Origin of the sequence: Microvirga splendida, assembly GCF_016427565.1 — a bacterium.
Lineage (GTDB): Bacteria > Pseudomonadota > Alphaproteobacteria > Rhizobiales > Beijerinckiaceae > Microvirga > Microvirga splendida.
In genome coordinates this window covers 1-15293 of record NZ_JAELXT010000043.1, presented here as the reverse complement: position 1 = coordinate 15293, position 15293 = coordinate 1, and the positions used below count along the sequence as shown (strand labels likewise).

The following is a 15293-nucleotide window of genomic DNA, read 5'->3' as shown; positions in this document are numbered from 1 at the left end:
GGAGTTGGCCGGCGCTATCCTGCGCAGCAGGACAGCTTCTTGACGTCCTTGTCGAAGGTCTGGGCGGCGAGCTTGAGCCCTTCGACGGTGGTCAGGTACGGGAAGATCGCCTCCGCGAGATCATCAATCGTGAGCCCGCCGCGGATCGCCATGGCCGCCGTCTGGATGCTGTCCGCACCTTCGGGCGCCAGGATGTGGGCCCCGAGCAGCTTGCGGGAGCCCCGGTCCGCCACGAGCTTGATCAGGCCCCGTGTGTCGCGGGCGGCCAGCGCCCGGGGCACGTTGTCCAGCGACAGCACCGAGGTCCGCACGTCATGTCCGGCGGCGCGGGCCTGCGCCTCCGTCAACCCGACGCTCGCGACCTGCGGGTCGGTGAAGACCACCGCCGGCATGGCCGAGTTGTCGTAGCGCAGGCTGTTGCCATTGAGCGCGTTCTTGGCCGCGAGCTTCGCCCCGTAGGCCGCCATGTAGACGAACTGGTCCTTGCCCGTGACATCACCGGCGGCATAGACGCCGGCCTTGCTGGTGCGCATACGGTCGTCGACGACGATCGCGCCCGTGGCGGTCTGGGCGACACCCGCCTCTGCCAGTCCGAGGCCTTCGGTGTTGGGCGCGCGTCCGGTCGCGACCAGAATGCGCTCGGCGCGGATGGTCTGCGCAAGCCCATCCCTGACGACCGTGAGCGCGACCCCATCCTCCGTCCTGCGAACTGAGTCGTAGGCCAAACCGCCCATGACCGTGATGCCCTCGTTTGCCAGGTGGCCGGCAAGGGCCGTCCCGATCTCAGGCTCGGCCTCGGGCAGAAGGCGGCTGCGGAAGACCAGCGTCACCTCGATCCTAGAGCGCACGAAGGTCTGCGCGAGCTCGGCTCCAATATAGCCGCCGCCGACCACGATCATCGAGCGGGGCAGCTCGGTCAGGGACAGCGCCGCCGTGCTGTCGAGCGCGGACACGTCGGCCATGCCCGGGATGGCCGGCAGGGCCGGCCGCGTCCCGGTCGCGATGATGATGCGGTCGGAGGCGAGGCGCTTGCCGCCGGCCTCCACGCCGCCGTCGACGAGGCGGGCCTGGCCCTCATGGTAGGCGACGTTGTTGTAGGCCGGCAGGAGGTCGGCGTACTTGGCTTGGCGCAGGCTCGTGACGAGGTCGTCCTTCTGGGCGACCAAGGCCTGCCAGTCGGCGACCCGCGCGGTTCCTTCAACCCCGGCAAAGCGCGAGGCCGCCTTGGCGTGGTGCACCGCCTCGGTGGCCCGGATCAGGGCCTTGGAGGGCACGCAGCCGACGTTGACGCAGGTGCCGCCCATCGTGCCGTGGCCGACGAGGGCGACCTGCGCTCCCTGCTCGGCAGCCGTGATGGCGGCGGAAAACCCGGCCGACCCGGCCCCAACCACCACCAGATCGTAGTGGTCGTTGCCGTTCTTCGCGCCTGTGGCGCAGCAGTCACTCATGATCTCAACTTTCGTGTGTTTCGGTCGGGACGTGGTTCATGAAGAGCCTTTCACGGTCGAGGGAAAACCGGCATTGGTCGTTGCCTGGGTCAGCGCCTCGGGCGTGACCTTTTCATCGTCGAAGGTGACGGTCGCCGTCGCCATGCCGTCAGCTTCAATGACTGTGACTTGGCTGACGCCCGGAACGCGGGAGAGCGCCTTCTTCACAATCGGGGCGCAGCTCACGCAGCTCACGTTCTCAACCTCAAGCGTGACGGTCTGTGGCGCGGCTATGGCTCCAACCGCGAGCATCAGGGCGGAGGCGGTCAGGGCGATACGAAACAGGGTCTTCATCTGAGGTCTCCTCACAGGCTGATCAACAGCGGGGCGGTGTAAGGGAAGGTGACGGCCGCCAGGACGAGCACGGCAGCCGTCCAGAGGCCGATTTTGGCGATGCGGCTCGATCCCGGCCGCGCACAGGAGCTTCCCGGCGCACAGGCAGCCTTGGGCTGACGATAGATCCGCCAGAAGCCAAACGTCAGGAAGGCCACCGCCACGGCCACGAAGGCAGGCTGGTAGGGCGCCAGCGCGGTCAGGTTGCCAATCCATGCTCCACCCACCCCGAAACCGAAGAGCGCGAGTGGCAGGACGCAGCAGGACGAGGCTCCGAGCGCGGCCAGAAGGCCTCCCACCGCCAGCAGACCTTGGCTGTCACGGGGAGCGCTCTCGCTCGCTGGCCGGCTCTCCAGGTGACGTGCCTCTGCACGGGTCAATGAACGCATCAAACAATCTCCTTTACGTCGATGGAGCCACCGTGCATCCTGTAGTGACTACAGGAGCAAGGGGATTTTTGATGGAGGCGATCACGCATTCGCGAGGTGACACGTTCCCCATCGGCGAGCTGTCACGGCTCACAGGGGTGAACATCGAGACCATCCGCTACTACGAGAGGATCGGGATGCTGCCCGCGCCACCCCGAAGTGAGGGGGGCCGAAGGGTCTATGATCACCACCATACACGCGTACTGGCCTTCATCCGACGCGGCCGCGAGCTCGGGTTCACGCTGGACGAGATCAAGGCGCTTCTGGCGCTGGGCGGGCCGGAGCGGGCCCCGTGCGGCGACGTTCGTGAGATTGCCGCAAGACACTTGGACGATATCCGCGCGAAGATCACCGACCTCAGGAAACTTGAGCGGCTGCTCGGGCAGACCATTGACCGGTGCGAGGGCGGCACGGCCCCCGAGTGCCCGGTGCTCGACATCCTCTCGCCCGAGCCGAGGCGCCGTGCATAATTCCTCGCCTTTCTCCCTTGTGGCGGCGGGCCTCTACGATGCCGCCATTACTTCTGGCGAGCGGCGTCCGCCCGGCTGCGTTCGTCCTGGTAGCGGCGAGCCCGCTCCGGCCATGTGCTCCGGATGTAGGCAAGCACCGCCTCAATCTCCTGATCGGCCAGCATTCCCTCGAACGCCGGCATGTCGCTTTCATGCCCTGGCACAACCGCTCCCATGCCCTTCTTGGTGATCAGGAAGAGCTCGCGGTCGCTGTGATGCCAGGTGTGCCCGTTCTCGTCGTGGGGAGGTGCCGGCAGGCGGCCGTTCACCTTCGGCGTCTGCCAGTCCGGCTGGCCTTCGAGCTTCAGGCCATGGCAGGAGGCGCAGTGGGCGTCGTAGAGCTGCCGACCATGGGCCACCGTCGGGTCCGCGGCCCAGAGACGAAGACCAAACCAAGCCGTCGCGGCTCCTGCGACGGTGACGGCACCCACCGCGAGCCAGGGCCGGTGGGGGCTCAGCCTGACCGTCCGGTCAGACCGCACGGAGAGGCTCGACAGGGTGGCGTTCGTTCCCGTTCCGGGCGGCCCATGCGAAGGCGGCGAGCGGGACGACAATCCACTGCAGCAGCGGAGACAGTCCCACATGGAAGCCGAGCACCGGGAACACGGGCATCAGGTCGGAATAGGCCCACGCCGCCCGGACCACGATGTTGAGCCACTCGCTGAAGGTCGTATAGGCGAGCCCGAAGGCAACGGTCAGCGCAGCCACAGTGCGAAACCGCTCGGCCGGCCAGGCGCCGGTGCCGACGGTCAGCAAGGCGATGGTCAGGCTGGAAAGGGCAATGAGGATGTCCCCGCCCGTGCAATGGACGGCCGCAAACGCGATTTCAGCCCAGGATCCGGTCGTCCAGAGCGTGTAGAGCGGCATGTGGGCGAATTCCCAAGCGAGATTGCCCAGGGCTATGGCAATCAAGTAACGGCGCAGCGCCGCGTGCCAGGATCGGGCGATCCCAGAAGGCCGGCCCGGGGCCGCGTGGGTTGCGCGGGTGGTCAATTCGCCTCCTCGGATCATTGGTGCCCGTTCCTCAAACCCCGTGCCGAGACAGCCCCGCCGGAGCACCGGCTCCTCGGGGTGAGAACGCGTTGCGCCCGGGGATGGTCTGCGCCCGGAGCCATCTAAGAGCCACCGGCTCCCATCTCTGACCATGTCTGTCCCCGGTCCGTGCTGGTGAGCACGCGGCCGCGCGCCGTTGCGACCAAGAGGCGGGCCGGATTGGCGGGATCTCCCGTAAGATGCAGAGGAACGCCCCCGCCAAAGTCGTCGCCGACGGTTGCGAACGCCAGCGACTCGGCGTCGGAGCGCAGGAGGCCACGCCCGACGACGTATGCGTAGAGCGAACCGTCCGGGGTCACCTCGACCAGACTCACGGGCGCCCCGGCGAGGACGGTCGTCCAGCCCTTGCCGCCGTCACTGCTCACAAGGAGGCCATTCTCCGTGGCGGCGTAGAGCGTGTCGGATGTCTTGGCGGAAGCGGCGAGGTCGATCAGCTTGTCCGGGATTGGGCCGACGACCGTCCAGGTCCGGCCGGCGTCCCGGCTCACCTGGAGCCCACCGTACGCGCCATAGATCGTCGCGGGGTCCGCGCTGCTCACGCTCATCTGGTGGAAATCGACGGGTCCCTTTACGCCCGGCGAGACCTGCCGCCAGGTGGCACCGCCGTCAGTGGAGGCGATGAAACCCAGGTTGCCTCCGCGTGCGGGGTGCCCGCTCGCGAACAGCGTCTTCGGGTCTGTCGGATGCGGGGTGAACCCCATGAAGTCCTGAACCTCCGAAATTCGCTCCGCGCGTCCGTCCGGGCCAGCGCGGAAAAGGCCGTGATGGGTCGCGATCAGGAGCCGCGACGGGTCCTGACGGTCCACGGCAAGCCCGTGGATATGCGTCTGGCGCGGCAACTCCGCCACGCGCACGGTCTCCGATGCCTTCGACGCAGTCGCGCCGATGACCACCAACGGGCCGATCATTGCAAGGGCGAGCCAACAGGGTCCTCGTGAAGATCTCATCGCGGCGCTCTTTCATTTCTGATGGGCCCGGCCGGCGCGACACCGCTCCGCAGGGCTCGTGATCGGCTAGGGTCAGTGCCGGCTTGGGGGAGCGGTGTCGGCGTCCTCGGCCCCTGAGGCTGGTTCCAGGATCGAACGGCAGGCGCGACGGATCGCGGGTCCCTCGAACTCCGGATCGAGTGCCTCAAGGGCGTAAAGCAGATGGTCTGCCACGTCCAAGCGCTTGTCCGCAACAGCCTGCTCGAAGGCCAGGAACACCTGGCGCTCAAGCGCATCGAAACTACGGGGCATGATGGTACTCCTTTGGCTTGCTGCCGCCTCGCAGGCGGCGGCGACCGATCCTTCTCCGCCCACGGACGACGGACTTCACCGGCCTCCGCCCCTGTCCGTAATGGGGGATGCGGCCGCCGCAGGGGGAGGTCATGACGCGGCGGCCGCCCGTCGCGCCGCCTACCCCTTCTGTTCGGGGGTGGCCGGCGGGGTCTCGCGCGACGGATTCTGATTGTTCATCGACTGCATCATGCGATTGCAGTCCTCCATCATTTTCATCATGCCGCCCATGTCACCGCCGCTCATGCTGCCGCCCATGTTCCCCATACCGCCCATGTTGCCCATGTTGCCCATGCCCTGGCCTTGCGGTGCGGCCGGGGCGGGGGCACCCTGGGCGTGGAGCGCCGGGGCCATTGCCACGGTCGCACCAAGCGCGGCGAGGGCGAGAGTTGTCTTCGTGAAGGTGTTCATGTCTGCATCTCCTTGGATGTCGTAGTGTATGTCGTGAGTAGGTTCAGTTGCGGTCAGGCCGGTTCCGCGCCCCCTTGGCCAGCGTTGGCCGCCCGCATCGGGACTGCGCCATTGCTCTCGCTCTTGCAGGCGTTGCCGCCCTTCATGCACAGGCCGAGCGCACACATGGCCGCGCACGGCGCCAGGGCCAACAGCAACGGGGCAATGCCCGCGGCCACGAGCCAGCCCCAGTTCAGAGCGGCGCCGCCGACCAACAGGATCGCCGCCAGGGCGATCCAGGTACGCCGCCCGCCCCGTCCGAGCCGGCTGAATGGCTGCGGCAGGCGGCTCGACTTCGTCATGACGGAACCGTTGCTTGCATTCATGTGGAGACCTCCGTTGATGTGCTCCATGCACTTCTGACCATAAGTTCGGAGGCAGCCGCGGATCGGTTACATGCTCACGCGGTCGTGAACGGCCGGTCCCGATATCGTCAAGGCATTTGCGCCCCGGATATGTCGGCCAAGCCTTGGTCCTGTGATGCTCCCGCGGCTGCAGGCGATCTTGAGAGCGTGGAAGTCGAGCGCGCACGGTCCAGGAAAGCCCGCGAGGATGGGTCCGGACGCATGCCCTGGCCGATGCCTTGAAATGACAGCACCATGAACACGGCCATGCCCCCCAGCATCAGCCAGACGAGCCTGCGCAAGGCACGCACGCCGGCCTTGGCTTGGCTCGACCGGATGCGCCGCCTCGGATGCCGGCCCTTGTGCCAGGTGATGTCGGACCGTTGCGCCCGAACTGTGCACTGTCGTGCCATGGACCCTCCGGCCCAACGCTTTGTATCAGGGCTCCCGTGCCCAGCCGGACGCTGCCTATACGTCATCAGGAGTTCGCAAGACTGGGCCGGCGGGTCACAGGTCAACTGACCGGCCCGACGGCGCAGCGAGTACGCGGGAGCGCATGCTTGACCCGATCGTCGTTTGCACGATGCCCCCGATCCGGCCGGGGATAGGAGTCTGGCCGCTGAGTGGACGGTCGGTGTCGGGTGCCTCCGATCACCAGCGCAACAGACGCGGACCGAGCAGCGCCCCGGCCACGGTGCACAGGACGATCGTGCCGCCGTACCAGAGCGCGATGAACGGCAGGGAGTCGTCCATGCAGTGCAGCGCATAGCCCATCGCGCTCACGCCGCCCGCCGCGAGGCCGGCGAAAGCTCCTGTCCGTGCTAGGTCCGTGGGCGCCGCAAACCGGCGCACAGCCCAGACAATCACCGCAAAGGGCACGATGGCGATGGTCGGGATCGACACGAGGCACTCAAGCCACATGTCGCCCACGATCATCGCCTCCCAATGGGTGCTCGGTGCATTGGCGAGGCTCAGGCCCGCAAGCAGCACGATTGCGGCGAATGGCAGCAGCGCTAGGATGGGACGGGTTCTGCGCTCTCCGCCCGGGCGGGCGAGGCGCGTCAGTAGCAGCGAGGCCATCAGGACGATGCCGGCCGTGAAGGCGAGCTTCAGGCCGAGGAAAGCCAAGGCGCCGGGCTCGTGCAGGTCCGGACGGACCCCGAGCGTCAGCAGGGCCGTGACGAGCGCGCCCCCTGCCCCGAGCGCCACCGCAAGGCCGAGGCTGCGCCTGAGCTGGCCGCGGTCCACCGGCTCGACGTTCGTGCTGAGCATGTTGATCAGGTCGTCGGTCTTCATGTGGTCCTTCCCTGGGCGATTGCCGCCGCCATGGCCTTGAGGCCCCGATGCACGCTCACCTTGACCGCCGATTCCGACATACCGCAACGAGCGGCGGTCTCGGCGACGCTCAGGCCGTCGATCTTAACGTGTCGGATCGCACGTCGCATCTTCTCAGGCAGCCGCGCGAGCAGGCGGTTGATGTCGAGAGCGCTCTCCGCCCCGGCATGGTCGTCCTGCGCCTCGAAGTCGGCGGCGTCCTCGATAGGCACATTTGTCATGGCGGCCTTGGTGTGGCGCAGGTGGTCGATGAGCTTATAGCGCGTGATGGCATGTACCCACGGGGTGAAGAGCTCGCCCGGGTTGTAGGTATGCCGCCGGGTATGGATCGCCATCAGTGCGTCCTGCACCAGATCCTCCGCCTCGTCCGCGCTCCGCCCGATCCGCGCGAGCTTGTTCTTGTAGTAGGCCCGCAGGTGGCGGCTGAGCCTGTCCAGGAGCGCGCGGTGGGCCGCCGCATCGCCGTTCAGGCCAGCCGTCATGAGCGCCCGCAGCTCGGCTTCGTTCGCAATCATGAGCGTTCACCCCTTAGTTCGTGCCACATGGGTGTTCGGTTACACCGCCGCGCATTCATCAATGCGCGGCGCCCGCGCGGGATCGGTGGCGTTCTCATGACGCCCCTCCATCCGAAGCGGGACCGATGCGTTCACGCAGGATCCGGACCATCTCGGGCGCATCCCAGACCGTCGGTCCGATCAGCCGGCCGATCTCCCGCCCCTCCCGGTCGAGAAGGAGCGTGGTCGGCAGGCCGACCGCGTTGAGGTCGCGCAGGGCCCGCCCCGACGCATCGAGATAGAGCGCGATGCGGCCGACCCCGGTCTCGCCGTAGAACCGGCGCACCGGCCCCGCCCCGGCACGGTCGACGGACAGGGCGACCACCTCGAAGCCCGGGCCGCCAAGCATCGCCTGCAGGCGGTCCAGCGCCGGCATCTCCTGGCGGCACGGCGGGCACCAGGTCGCCCACACGTTCAGAAGCACGACCTTGCCGCGGAAGTCCGCAAGGGTCCGCGTGCCCCCCTCGCCGTCGACGAAGCGCAGATCGGGCACGGGCCGCGGCTCGCGGTGGAGAACGAAGGAGGCGGGCCGCTCCGTCGCGGCGGCGGGCGCCGCCGCAAGGGCGAGGAGGGCGAGGAAAAGCGACATCATGGCCCGCTCCCAACGATGACCTTGACCAGTGCGATGATCGCGAGGACCAGCGCGACGCCAAGCAGGAGCCCGACGAGGCCCATGCCCCCCATCATCCAGCCCATCGGGCCGCTCATCATGTCATGCATCATGGCTCGTTCCTTCATTCGACCGCGAAGATCTTGGGCGTAGGATCACCCGAGATCTCGTACATCGTGAACGGCTCCATCTTCCGCCCGGCCATCCCGGGGGAGCCCATCGGCATGCCCGGGAGCGAGATGCCCTTGATCGCCGGGCGCTCCGTGAGGAGCTTGTTGAGGGATTTCAGCGGCACGTGCCCCTCGACGACGTAGTCGTCGACAAGGGTGGTGTGGCAGCCTTCAAGGTCGGTGGGGACGCCGTGCTCCTTCTTGACCAGCGGCAGGTCGTGGGTGGTTACGACCTTCACCTCGAAGCCGCTCTCGCGAAGGTACTTCACGTACTCCTCGCAGCAGCTGCATTGCGGGTTCTTGTAGAGGATGGCCTGCTTTGCGCTCTGCGCAAGGACGGGACCGGCGAGGGTCAGGACAAGGGCGAGAGCGGCGGTGTTGAGGATGCGCATGTGATTTCTCCTTGAAGATCGGGGTGTCAGGCGACGCGGATGGAGCCCATCATCCCGCCCGCCTGGTGCTCCAGGACGTGGCAGTGGAACATCCAGTCGCCGGGGTTGTCGGCCAGGAAGGCGATCTCGACCCGCTCGCGCGGCGCGACCAGCACCGTGTCCTGCCATTCGCGACGGCGGGTGGGCACGCCGCCGCGGCCGAGCACCCGGAAGGTGTGGCCATGCAGATGCATCGGGTGCCACCACTCCGTCTCGTTTTTGATCGCGAGGATGTGGGAGCTGCCGTGGGCGAGCGTGGCCATCGGCTCGTGGACGTGCCCCGTGGCGGCGACGCCGTTCATCGCCCACAACAGGCCCTGGCGCAGCATGGCGCGGACGTCGGTCATCTCGCCGTGCACCATCGCCCCGGCCATCGTCCCCATCATGCCGCCGGCGAGAACCACGTTATGGCGCTGGGCGGAGGACAGGTCCGGCTCCCGCACCGGGATCGCGGGCAGTGGCACGACAGCGGTCTCCCGAGGCTCGCGCAGGCGTTCGCCGGCATAGACAAGATCGAGCAGCCGGTATTCGAGACCCTTGTAGAAGGCGTCCGTGACCTTGAACCGGCCGCCGCGCTGGCCCGTCATGTCGATCACCAGGTCGACGCGCATGGCCGGCCCGATCACCACCCGCCCACCTTCGGGCGCGTGCGGCTCGACCGGATGGCCGTCGAGAGCCACGATCCAGGGGGCGTGACCTTCGAACTCCAGGCCGAAGATGCGGGCGTTGGCGGCGTTGACGAGACGGAGCCGGATGCGTTCGCCGCGGCGAACCTCGAAGGCTTGGGCCACGGCCCCGTTGACCGTCACCGTGTTGCCGATGCGACCGGCGTGGCTGACATCGTGCAGGTTGCCGAAGTCGTCGCTGATCGACCCGTCCTTGAAAAGGCGCCAGTCCCCCAGCATCCAGGTGACATCGCGGTCGACCAGATAGGGCTCGCGCTCCTGCACGATCAACGGGCCGGAGAGCCCCCGCCCGACCTGGGCATGGCTCCTCTGGTGCGGGTGGTACCAGAACGTGCCCGCGTCCTCGCAGGCAAACTCATAGGTAAAGCTCTCGCCGGGGCGGATGGGCGCCTGAGTGAGATGGGGGACGCCGTCCATCGGGTTCGGCACCCGCAGCCCGTGCCAGTGCACCGTGGTCTCCTCGGGCAGCCGGTTTTCCACGAGGACGCGCACGCGCTCGCCCTGGCGGACCCGGATCTCGGGGCCGGGCACCGCGCCGTTATATGTCCAAACCGGGGTTGCGGGACGGGAGGCGCCGGCGAGCGCCGCCTCGCCGGGTGCGGCGAGCAGCCGGAACTCTGCGCTATGGGGGCCCTCATGGGCCCGGGCGCCGGGCGGAAGGCTGGCGGCAAGCGCGAGGCCCGCACCGCCGGCCAGAAGGGCGCGGCGGCTGAGCGCCGGCCCGGAGCGATCTGACATGGTCTTCATCCTGAAACGTGTGGGGGCGGCCCGGGCGAACACGGGCGCCCGGCGCGGGTTCAGGCACGGCCGCGAGCGGCGCGCCTCAGCTCAGGATGCCGGGTTTCGGCGGAAAGGGGTCGGGTGGGCCGCGCAACTCCGCCGTCCGGAGGACCGGGGTGGGATGCGCGGGCGCTTGCGCGACCGACACAACGGCGAGCGGGATCGGGAGAATCGCCATCATTGTGGCGCACAGGGCGCCGCAGGCCGGCATTGTGTCGCCGTCCTGATCGCATGCGTCACAGCCGTCAGGCATCGGCGCGCTCATTGCCGCGGCGACCATCTGGGCGCTCATCTGCGCCGCCGTGGCCCCATGCGTCGCCAGCCCCACCGCCAGGGTGAGGGCCAGCACGAGCGCACACAGGCGGCGGAGGGAAGCCCAGGTCATCGAATTCAAGATAGCAGCCCATGGTGAGGGCGCAAGGCCGGTGTGTCCGAATGTCCGTCGGCGCGGGAATCCGTGTACCGGCCATGGCAAACCCCGCGTTTCCAGCTTCGCTCCGCCGGAATGCCCATTGCCAACTGGGGCGCTCGGCATTGGGCCATGCCGCATTGGCGCATGGTCGCGGTCACCTGCCGCAGCGGCTCCGGGCGTTGCAGGAGGCATTCGCGGACAACCCTCCTGATGGCGTGGGGCTGGCCGGGGCTGAAGGGCGCGGTTTGCGCGAGTCCCGCGACAGGCAGCGCGGGCGCTGCCATGAGCACGGCACGGCGCACAGTCGACGTCCTGACGATCCTCATGGAAGACCCGATCCCCTGTTCAAGCTCGCGTCGGCGTTGGGCCAGGCCGGCGCTGTTCGGAAGGGAGCGGATTCGGACCTGTTTGTCGAGTGGCACAGCCCGGCGCGCGCTTTGCGAACGGACCCCGGCCAACCGACCTCGGCAGGGCCGCAACCGCCGGTCCGGACCCTTCCGCTCTCGAAACAACGCCTCCCCGGCCAAAAGGCAGGTCGCCGCCGCGGCCGCAAGCAGCAGGGCGAAGAGAACCCTGAACAGCCGCGCGCCGGGCCTGATCACCCCAGTGAACGCCAACGGTCCGAGCGCGACGGCTGCCGTCGCGATCATGGCCGCCAACCTCAGCATCTCAACCCTCCCCGGCCCATCATCGGCACATGCCCATCATGCCGCCACACATCCTGCCACTGGGTCTGACCTCGCCGTAGCGGGGCGGCAGCGACTTCAAGTAGGTCGCCATCGCGAGCGGGTCGGTCTCCGTGAGGCGCGCCGTGTTGGAGACCACCTCCCGCATGGGCCCGCCGACATGCATCGCGCGCATTCCGCGCCCGGCCAGCAGGCCGGCGAGGTCCTGCACGGTCCATCGCCCGATGCCGGTCTCGACGTCGGGGTGATGTTGGGCACCTCGTTGCCTCCGAGCCGCTCGCGCGTCCCCGACATATACCGGGCCTGTCGACAGCGCCGAGGGATTGCGGGGCGCGTGGCAATCGGCGCAGTGGGCGACCGCGTTGACGAGCTAGCGCCCCCGGTTCCATTCCGGGCTGCGGCCCGGCTCCGGCGCCAGCGGGCCGCAATCCAGGAACAGGATCTTCCACGGTGCCATCGCGAGCCGCACGTTGAAAGGGAATCCCAGCTCGTGGGGCGGTCCGGCTGGGGAACGGACGGAACCTGGGCAGAAAGGCCCACAGATCGGCGATGTCGCGGTCGGTCATCCCCATATACGAGGTATAGGGAAAGACAGGATATTAACGCTCGTTGCGCGGGGACACGCCGCGGCGCAGGGCCCGGCCGAAATCCTCCAGCCCCACGTGCCGATGCCGTGCGTCGGATCGGGCGTGATGTTCGGTGCGAAGAAGACCCTGAACAGGGTCGGCAGCGCTCGCCCTCCGGCGAAGGCCGCCCCGCTGCTTGCGCCGTTCGTCTGGCAGTTGGCGCAGTTGCCGGCCGTGGCGAGATACGCCCCGCGCCGGGCCGCCTCCGGGTCGGGCTTCGCCCTTTCTGCCGTCTGGGTGCCGGCAGGTTTCACGCCGATTATCAGAAGCAGCGATGCGACGGCGAGGTGCGCTGTTGAACCCATGGGCGCAGCTCCTTCGTGTCATGGGCGTCGAGCCCGCCAAGGGGTGCATACAATCCCGAGCCTCCGGTGGCGGGTACCACCGGAGGCTCGCAGGATCAGTTCGCAGGGCGCAGGGTTTTGGTTACATCGGTCGGGGCGGCGCCCGGGCGTCGATCCCGCGGCAGGCTACTCGTTGCGGTTGCCCACGAGAGCCAGGAGGAACTGGAACATGTTGATGAAGTCCAGGTACAGCGTCAGGGCGCCGAACACGGAGACCTTGGCGGCGGCCTCGGAGTCGAAGTTGCCGTACAGGTACATCTCCTTCAGCTTCTGCGTGTCGTAGGCGGTCAGGCCTGCGAAGATCAGAACGCCGATCACCGAGATGCCGAACTGCAGCATGCTCGAGGCCACGAAGATGTTCACGATCGAGGCCAGGATCAGGCCGACGAGGCCCATCATCAGGAACGAGCCCATGCCGGACAGGCTGCGGTTCGTGGTGTAGCCCCAGAGCGACAGCGAACCGAAGGCCGCCGCCGTGATGAAGAACACCTGCACGACGCTCGCGCCGGTATAGCGGATGAGAAGCGTCGAGAGCGAAGCACCCATCACCGCCGCGAAGGCGAAGAAGGTCATGCGAGCAGTCGCAGCCGACATCCGGTCCATCCGGAACGAGAAGAAGAAGATGAAGGCCAGAGGCGCCAGCGCCACAACCCACATCAGGGGCGAGCCATACAGGGTCGCGCCGAACTGGGTCAGGCCAACACCACCCATCCGGGCAACCGCTTGCGACGGATCGCTCGTGGTGGCCAGCATGTTGATGCCGAGCGCGACCAGGGCCGAGATGGCAAGGCCCAGGACCATGTTGTTGTAGACGCCGAGCATGAAGGCGCGCAGGCCCTGATCGACCTGAGCCGCCGTCCGGGCAAAGCCGGTGCCATAGGCGTGTTGGTTTTGCTCATACGGTTGCATTGAAGTCCTCTCCGTCGTTAGCTGGCCGCTCGCCCTGTCGCGAGCGCGGCGGGCTTATAGGGAACCAACCGCCATTCTCCCAGGTAGTTCGCGGGAACTGCCGACTTGGTTACATCCCGCCTCGATTTTATGCGGCGGCTGCCGCGCGAGAACTCTGCGCAGGACTTGACCATCAACACCGCGCACTTGCCCGCCGGCACGACCCGCTGTGACCCGCGTCCCGTCCGCCAACCCTGCCCTAGAAGATGGTGCGATGCCTCTGAGGATCCGGTCGGCTCTGCCCGACCACCGAAAGCCTTGCGTCGTGCAGCTGTCCCGAGGGCGAGCGGCGCTGACCAAGGCGTGGGCCCTGAGGTTGTTCGGTCTGCTCCCGCCATTTTGCCATGAGGCTGTAACCGTTTCGGCGGCGGCAGCGAACTCACCTGCAAATGGGGGCTTTTCCATGAGAGTTTTGAGGGTCGCATGGCCAAATCTGCCGCATAGCCGCGCCGCCTGTACCGTTTGGGGCCGGGCCGCTCGTGCGGTTGCCCAGGGCACCGCCGCGGCCATGATGGCGGTTTCTATTCTCGCCGGCCCGAGCCTGGCGCAGGGCGCCGGTTCATCCGATTACCAATTCGAGCTCGTCGAGCGGGAGCTCAAGCAGGGCTACGGTGCCGTGCTGACCGTGCGGCTGGTGCACCGGGCGACCGGGAAAGTGGTCCCCGGCGCGGTGGTTTTCATCAGCCGGTTGGACATGTCGCCGGACGGCATGGGCGAGATGACAGCGCCGCTGGAGCCCGTGCCCGACGTGCTGCCGGGTTACTTCCGCTTCGAGACCGACCTCGTCATGGAAGGCGATTGGTCGCTCGTGCTCATGGCGAAGGTGCCGGATGCTGACGGCTACGTCCGCGGCAAGCTCATCGTAACGGCGGTGCCGTGATGCTTCCCGCTGGACGGCCCATACGAGAACCTACGAGGCTGCAATCATGAAGAAAGCTGTCATCACGCTCCTGTTCCTCGTCGTGCTCGGCGCGGCCACCGCGGCCGGCTACCGTGTCGGCAGGGGCGAGCTCGCCCTGCCGGCCTGGGTGCCGCCACAGGTCACGGCAGCGCTCCCCGCCCGTGCCGTCACCCCGGTCTCGACCGAGGCTCTGAACGACTACGAATTTCGGCTGGTTAGTCCGCAGGCCCGCTCGGGTGAGGCTCTGGTCGCTGTCGAGCTCGTCCATAAGCCGACCGGCAAGCCCGTGCCTGATGCGGTGATCTTCGCTCGCCGCATCGACATGGCCCCCGAGGACATGGCGATGATGACGGCGCCTCTGGAGCCGCAGCCGGTCGACAAGCCCGGCACCTACCTGTTCAAGACCAATCTCGCGATGGAGGGCGGCTGGCAAGTATCGCTCGCCGCGAAGGTGCCCGGCGAGGCCGGCACCGTGCAAGGCAAGCTTATTCTCAAGGCGGTGCAGTAATGGACCAGATCTCCCCCCTCCACTCACTGGAACGCCAGGATCCCTTCGCGAGCCATGACCCCTTCGAGCCCGGCACGGCTCCCGAGAGGGCCCAGCCGCCGCGCCGCGGACGAACCCTGAAGCGGCTCGCGCTCACCGTGCTGGCGGCCACGGCGCTGGCGGGCGGGTTCGCGGCGGGGTTCCACGGCGGCCGGACCAATTGGCCGTTGCCGGGCTGGATCCCGGCTCCGGCCGTAGCGATCCTGAACGGCCCTGCGCCGGCCGCGGGGGAGCCGGTCGCCTACTACCGCCACCCCGACGGCCAGCCGGCCTACTCGATCTCGCCGAAGAAGACCGAGGACGGCCGGGATTACCTGCCGGTGCCGGCCAGCGCAGACGTGAGCTTTGATGAGAAGCCGAAGGACGCGCCGGCCGGACAGCC

Annotated in this window: 22 protein-coding genes and 1 pseudogene; 4 read left to right on the top strand and 19 right to left on the bottom strand. The window is 67.9% G+C overall.

Translation table 11 applies throughout. The annotated features are described in order from the left end of the window. Positions 1 to 14 precede the first annotated feature (14 nt). Genes merA through JAO75_RS22840 form a run of 3 tightly spaced genes read right to left on the bottom strand, consistent with a single transcriptional unit; the run spans position 15 to position 2209 of the window. Positions 15 to 1448 (bottom strand): mercury(II) reductase, encoded by a 1434-nt coding sequence (merA, locus tag JAO75_RS22850; RefSeq protein WP_199051516.1) that lies wholly within the window; start codon positions 1446 to 1448, stop codon positions 15 to 17. A gap of 36 nt (positions 1449 to 1484) precedes the next feature. Next, on the bottom strand, positions 1485 to 1781 hold the full coding sequence (locus JAO75_RS22845) for a cation transporter (RefSeq protein ID WP_199051515.1): 297 nt from the start codon (positions 1779 to 1781) through the stop codon (positions 1485 to 1487). Between the two features lie 11 nt (positions 1782 to 1792). Further along, complete coding sequence (locus JAO75_RS22840; RefSeq protein ID WP_199051514.1) at positions 1793 to 2209, bottom strand: mercuric transporter MerT family protein; 417 nt, start codon at positions 2207 to 2209, stop codon at positions 1793 to 1795. Positions 2210 to 2280: 71 nt separating this feature from the next. Between JAO75_RS22840 and JAO75_RS22835 the strand changes: the two genes are divergently transcribed. Further along, a complete protein-coding gene (locus JAO75_RS22835) occupies positions 2281 to 2718 on the top strand; it encodes a MerR family transcriptional regulator (protein ID WP_199051513.1) in 438 nt (145 codons plus the stop codon). Between the two features lie 47 nt (positions 2719 to 2765). On the opposite strand, the gene JAO75_RS22830 is transcribed toward JAO75_RS22835, so the two are convergent. The 16 genes from JAO75_RS22830 to JAO75_RS22755 all read right to left on the bottom strand — a co-directional run bounded on the left by JAO75_RS22830 (position 2766) and on the right by JAO75_RS22755 (position 13424). After that, the gene (locus JAO75_RS22830) at positions 2766 to 3239 is read right to left on the bottom strand and encodes a c-type cytochrome (protein ID WP_343234679.1); all 474 of its coding nucleotides are present in this window, start codon (positions 3237 to 3239) and stop codon (positions 2766 to 2768) included. Further along, complete coding sequence (locus tag JAO75_RS22825; protein ID WP_199051511.1) at positions 3229 to 3750, bottom strand: hypothetical protein; 522 nt, start codon at positions 3748 to 3750, stop codon at positions 3229 to 3231. The genes JAO75_RS22830 and JAO75_RS22825 overlap by 11 nt, the downstream gene beginning before the upstream one ends. A gap of 122 nt (positions 3751 to 3872) precedes the next feature. Then, positions 3873 to 4757: a F510_1955 family glycosylhydrolase gene (locus JAO75_RS22820; protein ID WP_210340372.1), complete on the bottom strand. Its 885-nt coding sequence runs from the start codon at positions 4755 to 4757 to the stop codon at positions 3873 to 3875. Positions 4758 to 4829: 72 nt separating this feature from the next. Beyond that, on the bottom strand, positions 4830 to 5048 hold the full coding sequence (locus JAO75_RS22815) for a hypothetical protein (RefSeq protein WP_190843811.1): 219 nt from the start codon (positions 5046 to 5048) through the stop codon (positions 4830 to 4832). 159 nt (positions 5049 to 5207) lie between these two features. Then, positions 5208 to 5498 (bottom strand): hypothetical protein, encoded by a 291-nt coding sequence (locus tag JAO75_RS22810; RefSeq protein ID WP_199051509.1) that lies wholly within the window; start codon positions 5496 to 5498, stop codon positions 5208 to 5210. A 53-nt stretch (positions 5499 to 5551) separates the two neighbouring features. Then, a complete protein-coding gene (locus tag JAO75_RS22805) occupies positions 5552 to 5863 on the bottom strand; it encodes a hypothetical protein (protein ID WP_199051532.1) in 312 nt (103 codons plus the stop codon). 669 nt (positions 5864 to 6532) lie between these two features. Continuing rightward, positions 6533 to 7177, bottom strand: coding sequence for an NrsF family protein (locus JAO75_RS22800; RefSeq protein WP_199051508.1), 645 nt, complete (start codon positions 7175 to 7177; stop codon positions 6533 to 6535). After that, complete coding sequence (locus JAO75_RS22795; RefSeq protein ID WP_199051507.1) at positions 7174 to 7731, bottom strand: sigma-70 family RNA polymerase sigma factor; 558 nt, start codon at positions 7729 to 7731, stop codon at positions 7174 to 7176. Before JAO75_RS22795 ends, JAO75_RS22800 begins: the two co-directional genes overlap by 4 nt. A 94-nt stretch (positions 7732 to 7825) precedes the next feature. Beyond that, positions 7826 to 8362, bottom strand: coding sequence for a TlpA family protein disulfide reductase (locus JAO75_RS22790; RefSeq protein ID WP_199051506.1), 537 nt, complete (start codon positions 8360 to 8362; stop codon positions 7826 to 7828). Further along, entirely contained in the window at positions 8359 to 8493 is a 135-nt protein-coding gene (locus JAO75_RS25285; protein WP_281433545.1) for a hypothetical protein, read from the bottom strand. The genes JAO75_RS22790 and JAO75_RS25285 overlap by 4 nt, the downstream gene beginning before the upstream one ends. A gap of 11 nt (positions 8494 to 8504) precedes the next feature. After that, positions 8505 to 8942 carry a DUF411 domain-containing protein gene (locus tag JAO75_RS22785; RefSeq protein ID WP_199051505.1) on the bottom strand — a complete coding sequence of 146 codons (438 nt, stop codon included), beginning with the start codon at positions 8940 to 8942 and terminating at the stop codon, positions 8505 to 8507. 26 nt (positions 8943 to 8968) lie between these two features. Beyond that, positions 8969 to 10405, bottom strand: coding sequence for a multicopper oxidase family protein (locus JAO75_RS22780; RefSeq protein WP_199051504.1), 1437 nt, complete (start codon positions 10403 to 10405; stop codon positions 8969 to 8971). Positions 10406 to 10490: 85 nt separating this feature from the next. After that, the gene (locus JAO75_RS22775; RefSeq protein WP_199051503.1) at positions 10491 to 10841 is read right to left on the bottom strand and encodes a hypothetical protein; all 351 of its coding nucleotides are present in this window, start codon (positions 10839 to 10841) and stop codon (positions 10491 to 10493) included. A 705-nt stretch (positions 10842 to 11546) separates the two neighbouring features. Beyond that, a complete protein-coding gene (locus tag JAO75_RS22765) occupies positions 11547 to 11756 on the bottom strand; it encodes a hypothetical protein (protein ID WP_199051501.1) in 210 nt (69 codons plus the stop codon). Between the two features lie 351 nt (positions 11757 to 12107). Then, positions 12108 to 12476, bottom strand: coding sequence for a hypothetical protein (locus JAO75_RS22760; protein WP_199051500.1), 369 nt, complete (start codon positions 12474 to 12476; stop codon positions 12108 to 12110). A 165-nt stretch (positions 12477 to 12641) separates the two neighbouring features. After that, complete coding sequence (locus JAO75_RS22755) at positions 12642 to 13424, bottom strand: Bax inhibitor-1/YccA family protein (RefSeq protein WP_199051499.1); 783 nt, start codon at positions 13422 to 13424, stop codon at positions 12642 to 12644. Between the two features lie 442 nt (positions 13425 to 13866). Here JAO75_RS22755 and JAO75_RS22750 point away from each other — a divergent pair, with 442 nt between their 5' ends. The 3 genes and pseudogenes from JAO75_RS22750 to JAO75_RS22740 all read left to right on the top strand — a co-directional run. After that, positions 13867 to 14343 carry a FixH family protein gene (locus JAO75_RS22750; protein ID WP_246742668.1) on the top strand — a complete coding sequence of 159 codons (477 nt, stop codon included), beginning with the start codon at positions 13867 to 13869 and terminating at the stop codon, positions 14341 to 14343. A 46-nt stretch (positions 14344 to 14389) separates the two neighbouring features. Continuing rightward, positions 14390 to 14872, top strand: coding sequence for a FixH family protein (locus JAO75_RS22745; RefSeq protein WP_199051498.1), 483 nt, complete (start codon positions 14390 to 14392; stop codon positions 14870 to 14872). After that, a pseudogene (locus tag JAO75_RS22740) lies at positions 14872 to 15293 on the top strand (hypothetical protein); the annotation flags it as partial. The gene JAO75_RS22745 and the pseudogene JAO75_RS22740, both read left to right, overlap by 1 nt.

Bases quoted from the DNA above. Each gene is read 5' to 3' on its own strand.
- merA (WP_199051516.1), bottom strand. From the start codon at position 1,448: ATGAGTGACTGCTGCGCCACAGGCGCGAAGAACGGCAACGACCACTAC.
- JAO75_RS22845 (WP_199051515.1), bottom strand. From the start codon at position 1,781: ATGAAGACCCTGTTTCGTATCGCCCTGACCGCCTCCGCCCTGATGCTC.
- JAO75_RS22840 (WP_199051514.1), bottom strand. From the start codon at position 2,209: ATGCGTTCATTGACCCGTGCAGAGGCACGTCACCTGGAGAGCCGGCCA.
- JAO75_RS22835 (WP_199051513.1), top strand. From the start codon at position 2,281: ATGGAGGCGATCACGCATTCGCGAGGTGACACGTTCCCCATCGGCGAG.
- JAO75_RS22820 (WP_210340372.1), bottom strand. From the start codon at position 4,757: ATGAGATCTTCACGAGGACCCTGTTGGCTCGCCCTTGCAATGATCGGC.
- JAO75_RS22815 (WP_190843811.1), bottom strand. From the start codon at position 5,048: ATGCCCCGTAGTTTCGATGCGCTTGAGCGCCAGGTGTTCCTGGCCTTC.
- JAO75_RS22810 (WP_199051509.1), bottom strand. From the start codon at position 5,498: ATGAACACCTTCACGAAGACAACTCTCGCCCTCGCCGCGCTTGGTGCG.
- JAO75_RS22805 (WP_199051532.1), bottom strand. From the start codon at position 5,863: ATGAATGCAAGCAACGGTTCCGTCATGACGAAGTCGAGCCGCCTGCCG.
- JAO75_RS22800 (WP_199051508.1), bottom strand. From the start codon at position 7,177: ATGAAGACCGACGACCTGATCAACATGCTCAGCACGAACGTCGAGCCG.
- JAO75_RS22795 (WP_199051507.1), bottom strand. From the start codon at position 7,731: ATGATTGCGAACGAAGCCGAGCTGCGGGCGCTCATGACGGCTGGCCTG.
- JAO75_RS22790 (WP_199051506.1), bottom strand. From the start codon at position 8,362: ATGATGTCGCTTTTCCTCGCCCTCCTCGCCCTTGCGGCGGCGCCCGCC.
- JAO75_RS25285 (WP_281433545.1), bottom strand. From the start codon at position 8,493: ATGATGCATGACATGATGAGCGGCCCGATGGGCTGGATGATGGGGGGC.
- JAO75_RS22785 (WP_199051505.1), bottom strand. From the start codon at position 8,942: ATGCGCATCCTCAACACCGCCGCTCTCGCCCTTGTCCTGACCCTCGCC.
- JAO75_RS22780 (WP_199051504.1), bottom strand. From the start codon at position 10,405: ATGTCAGATCGCTCCGGGCCGGCGCTCAGCCGCCGCGCCCTTCTGGCC.
- JAO75_RS22760 (WP_199051500.1), bottom strand. From the start codon at position 12,476: ATGGGTTCAACAGCGCACCTCGCCGTCGCATCGCTGCTTCTGATAATC.
- JAO75_RS22755 (WP_199051499.1), bottom strand. From the start codon at position 13,424: ATGCAACCGTATGAGCAAAACCAACACGCCTATGGCACCGGCTTTGCC.
- JAO75_RS22750 (WP_246742668.1), top strand. From the start codon at position 13,867: ATGAGAGTTTTGAGGGTCGCATGGCCAAATCTGCCGCATAGCCGCGCC.
- JAO75_RS22745 (WP_199051498.1), top strand. From the start codon at position 14,390: ATGAAGAAAGCTGTCATCACGCTCCTGTTCCTCGTCGTGCTCGGCGCG.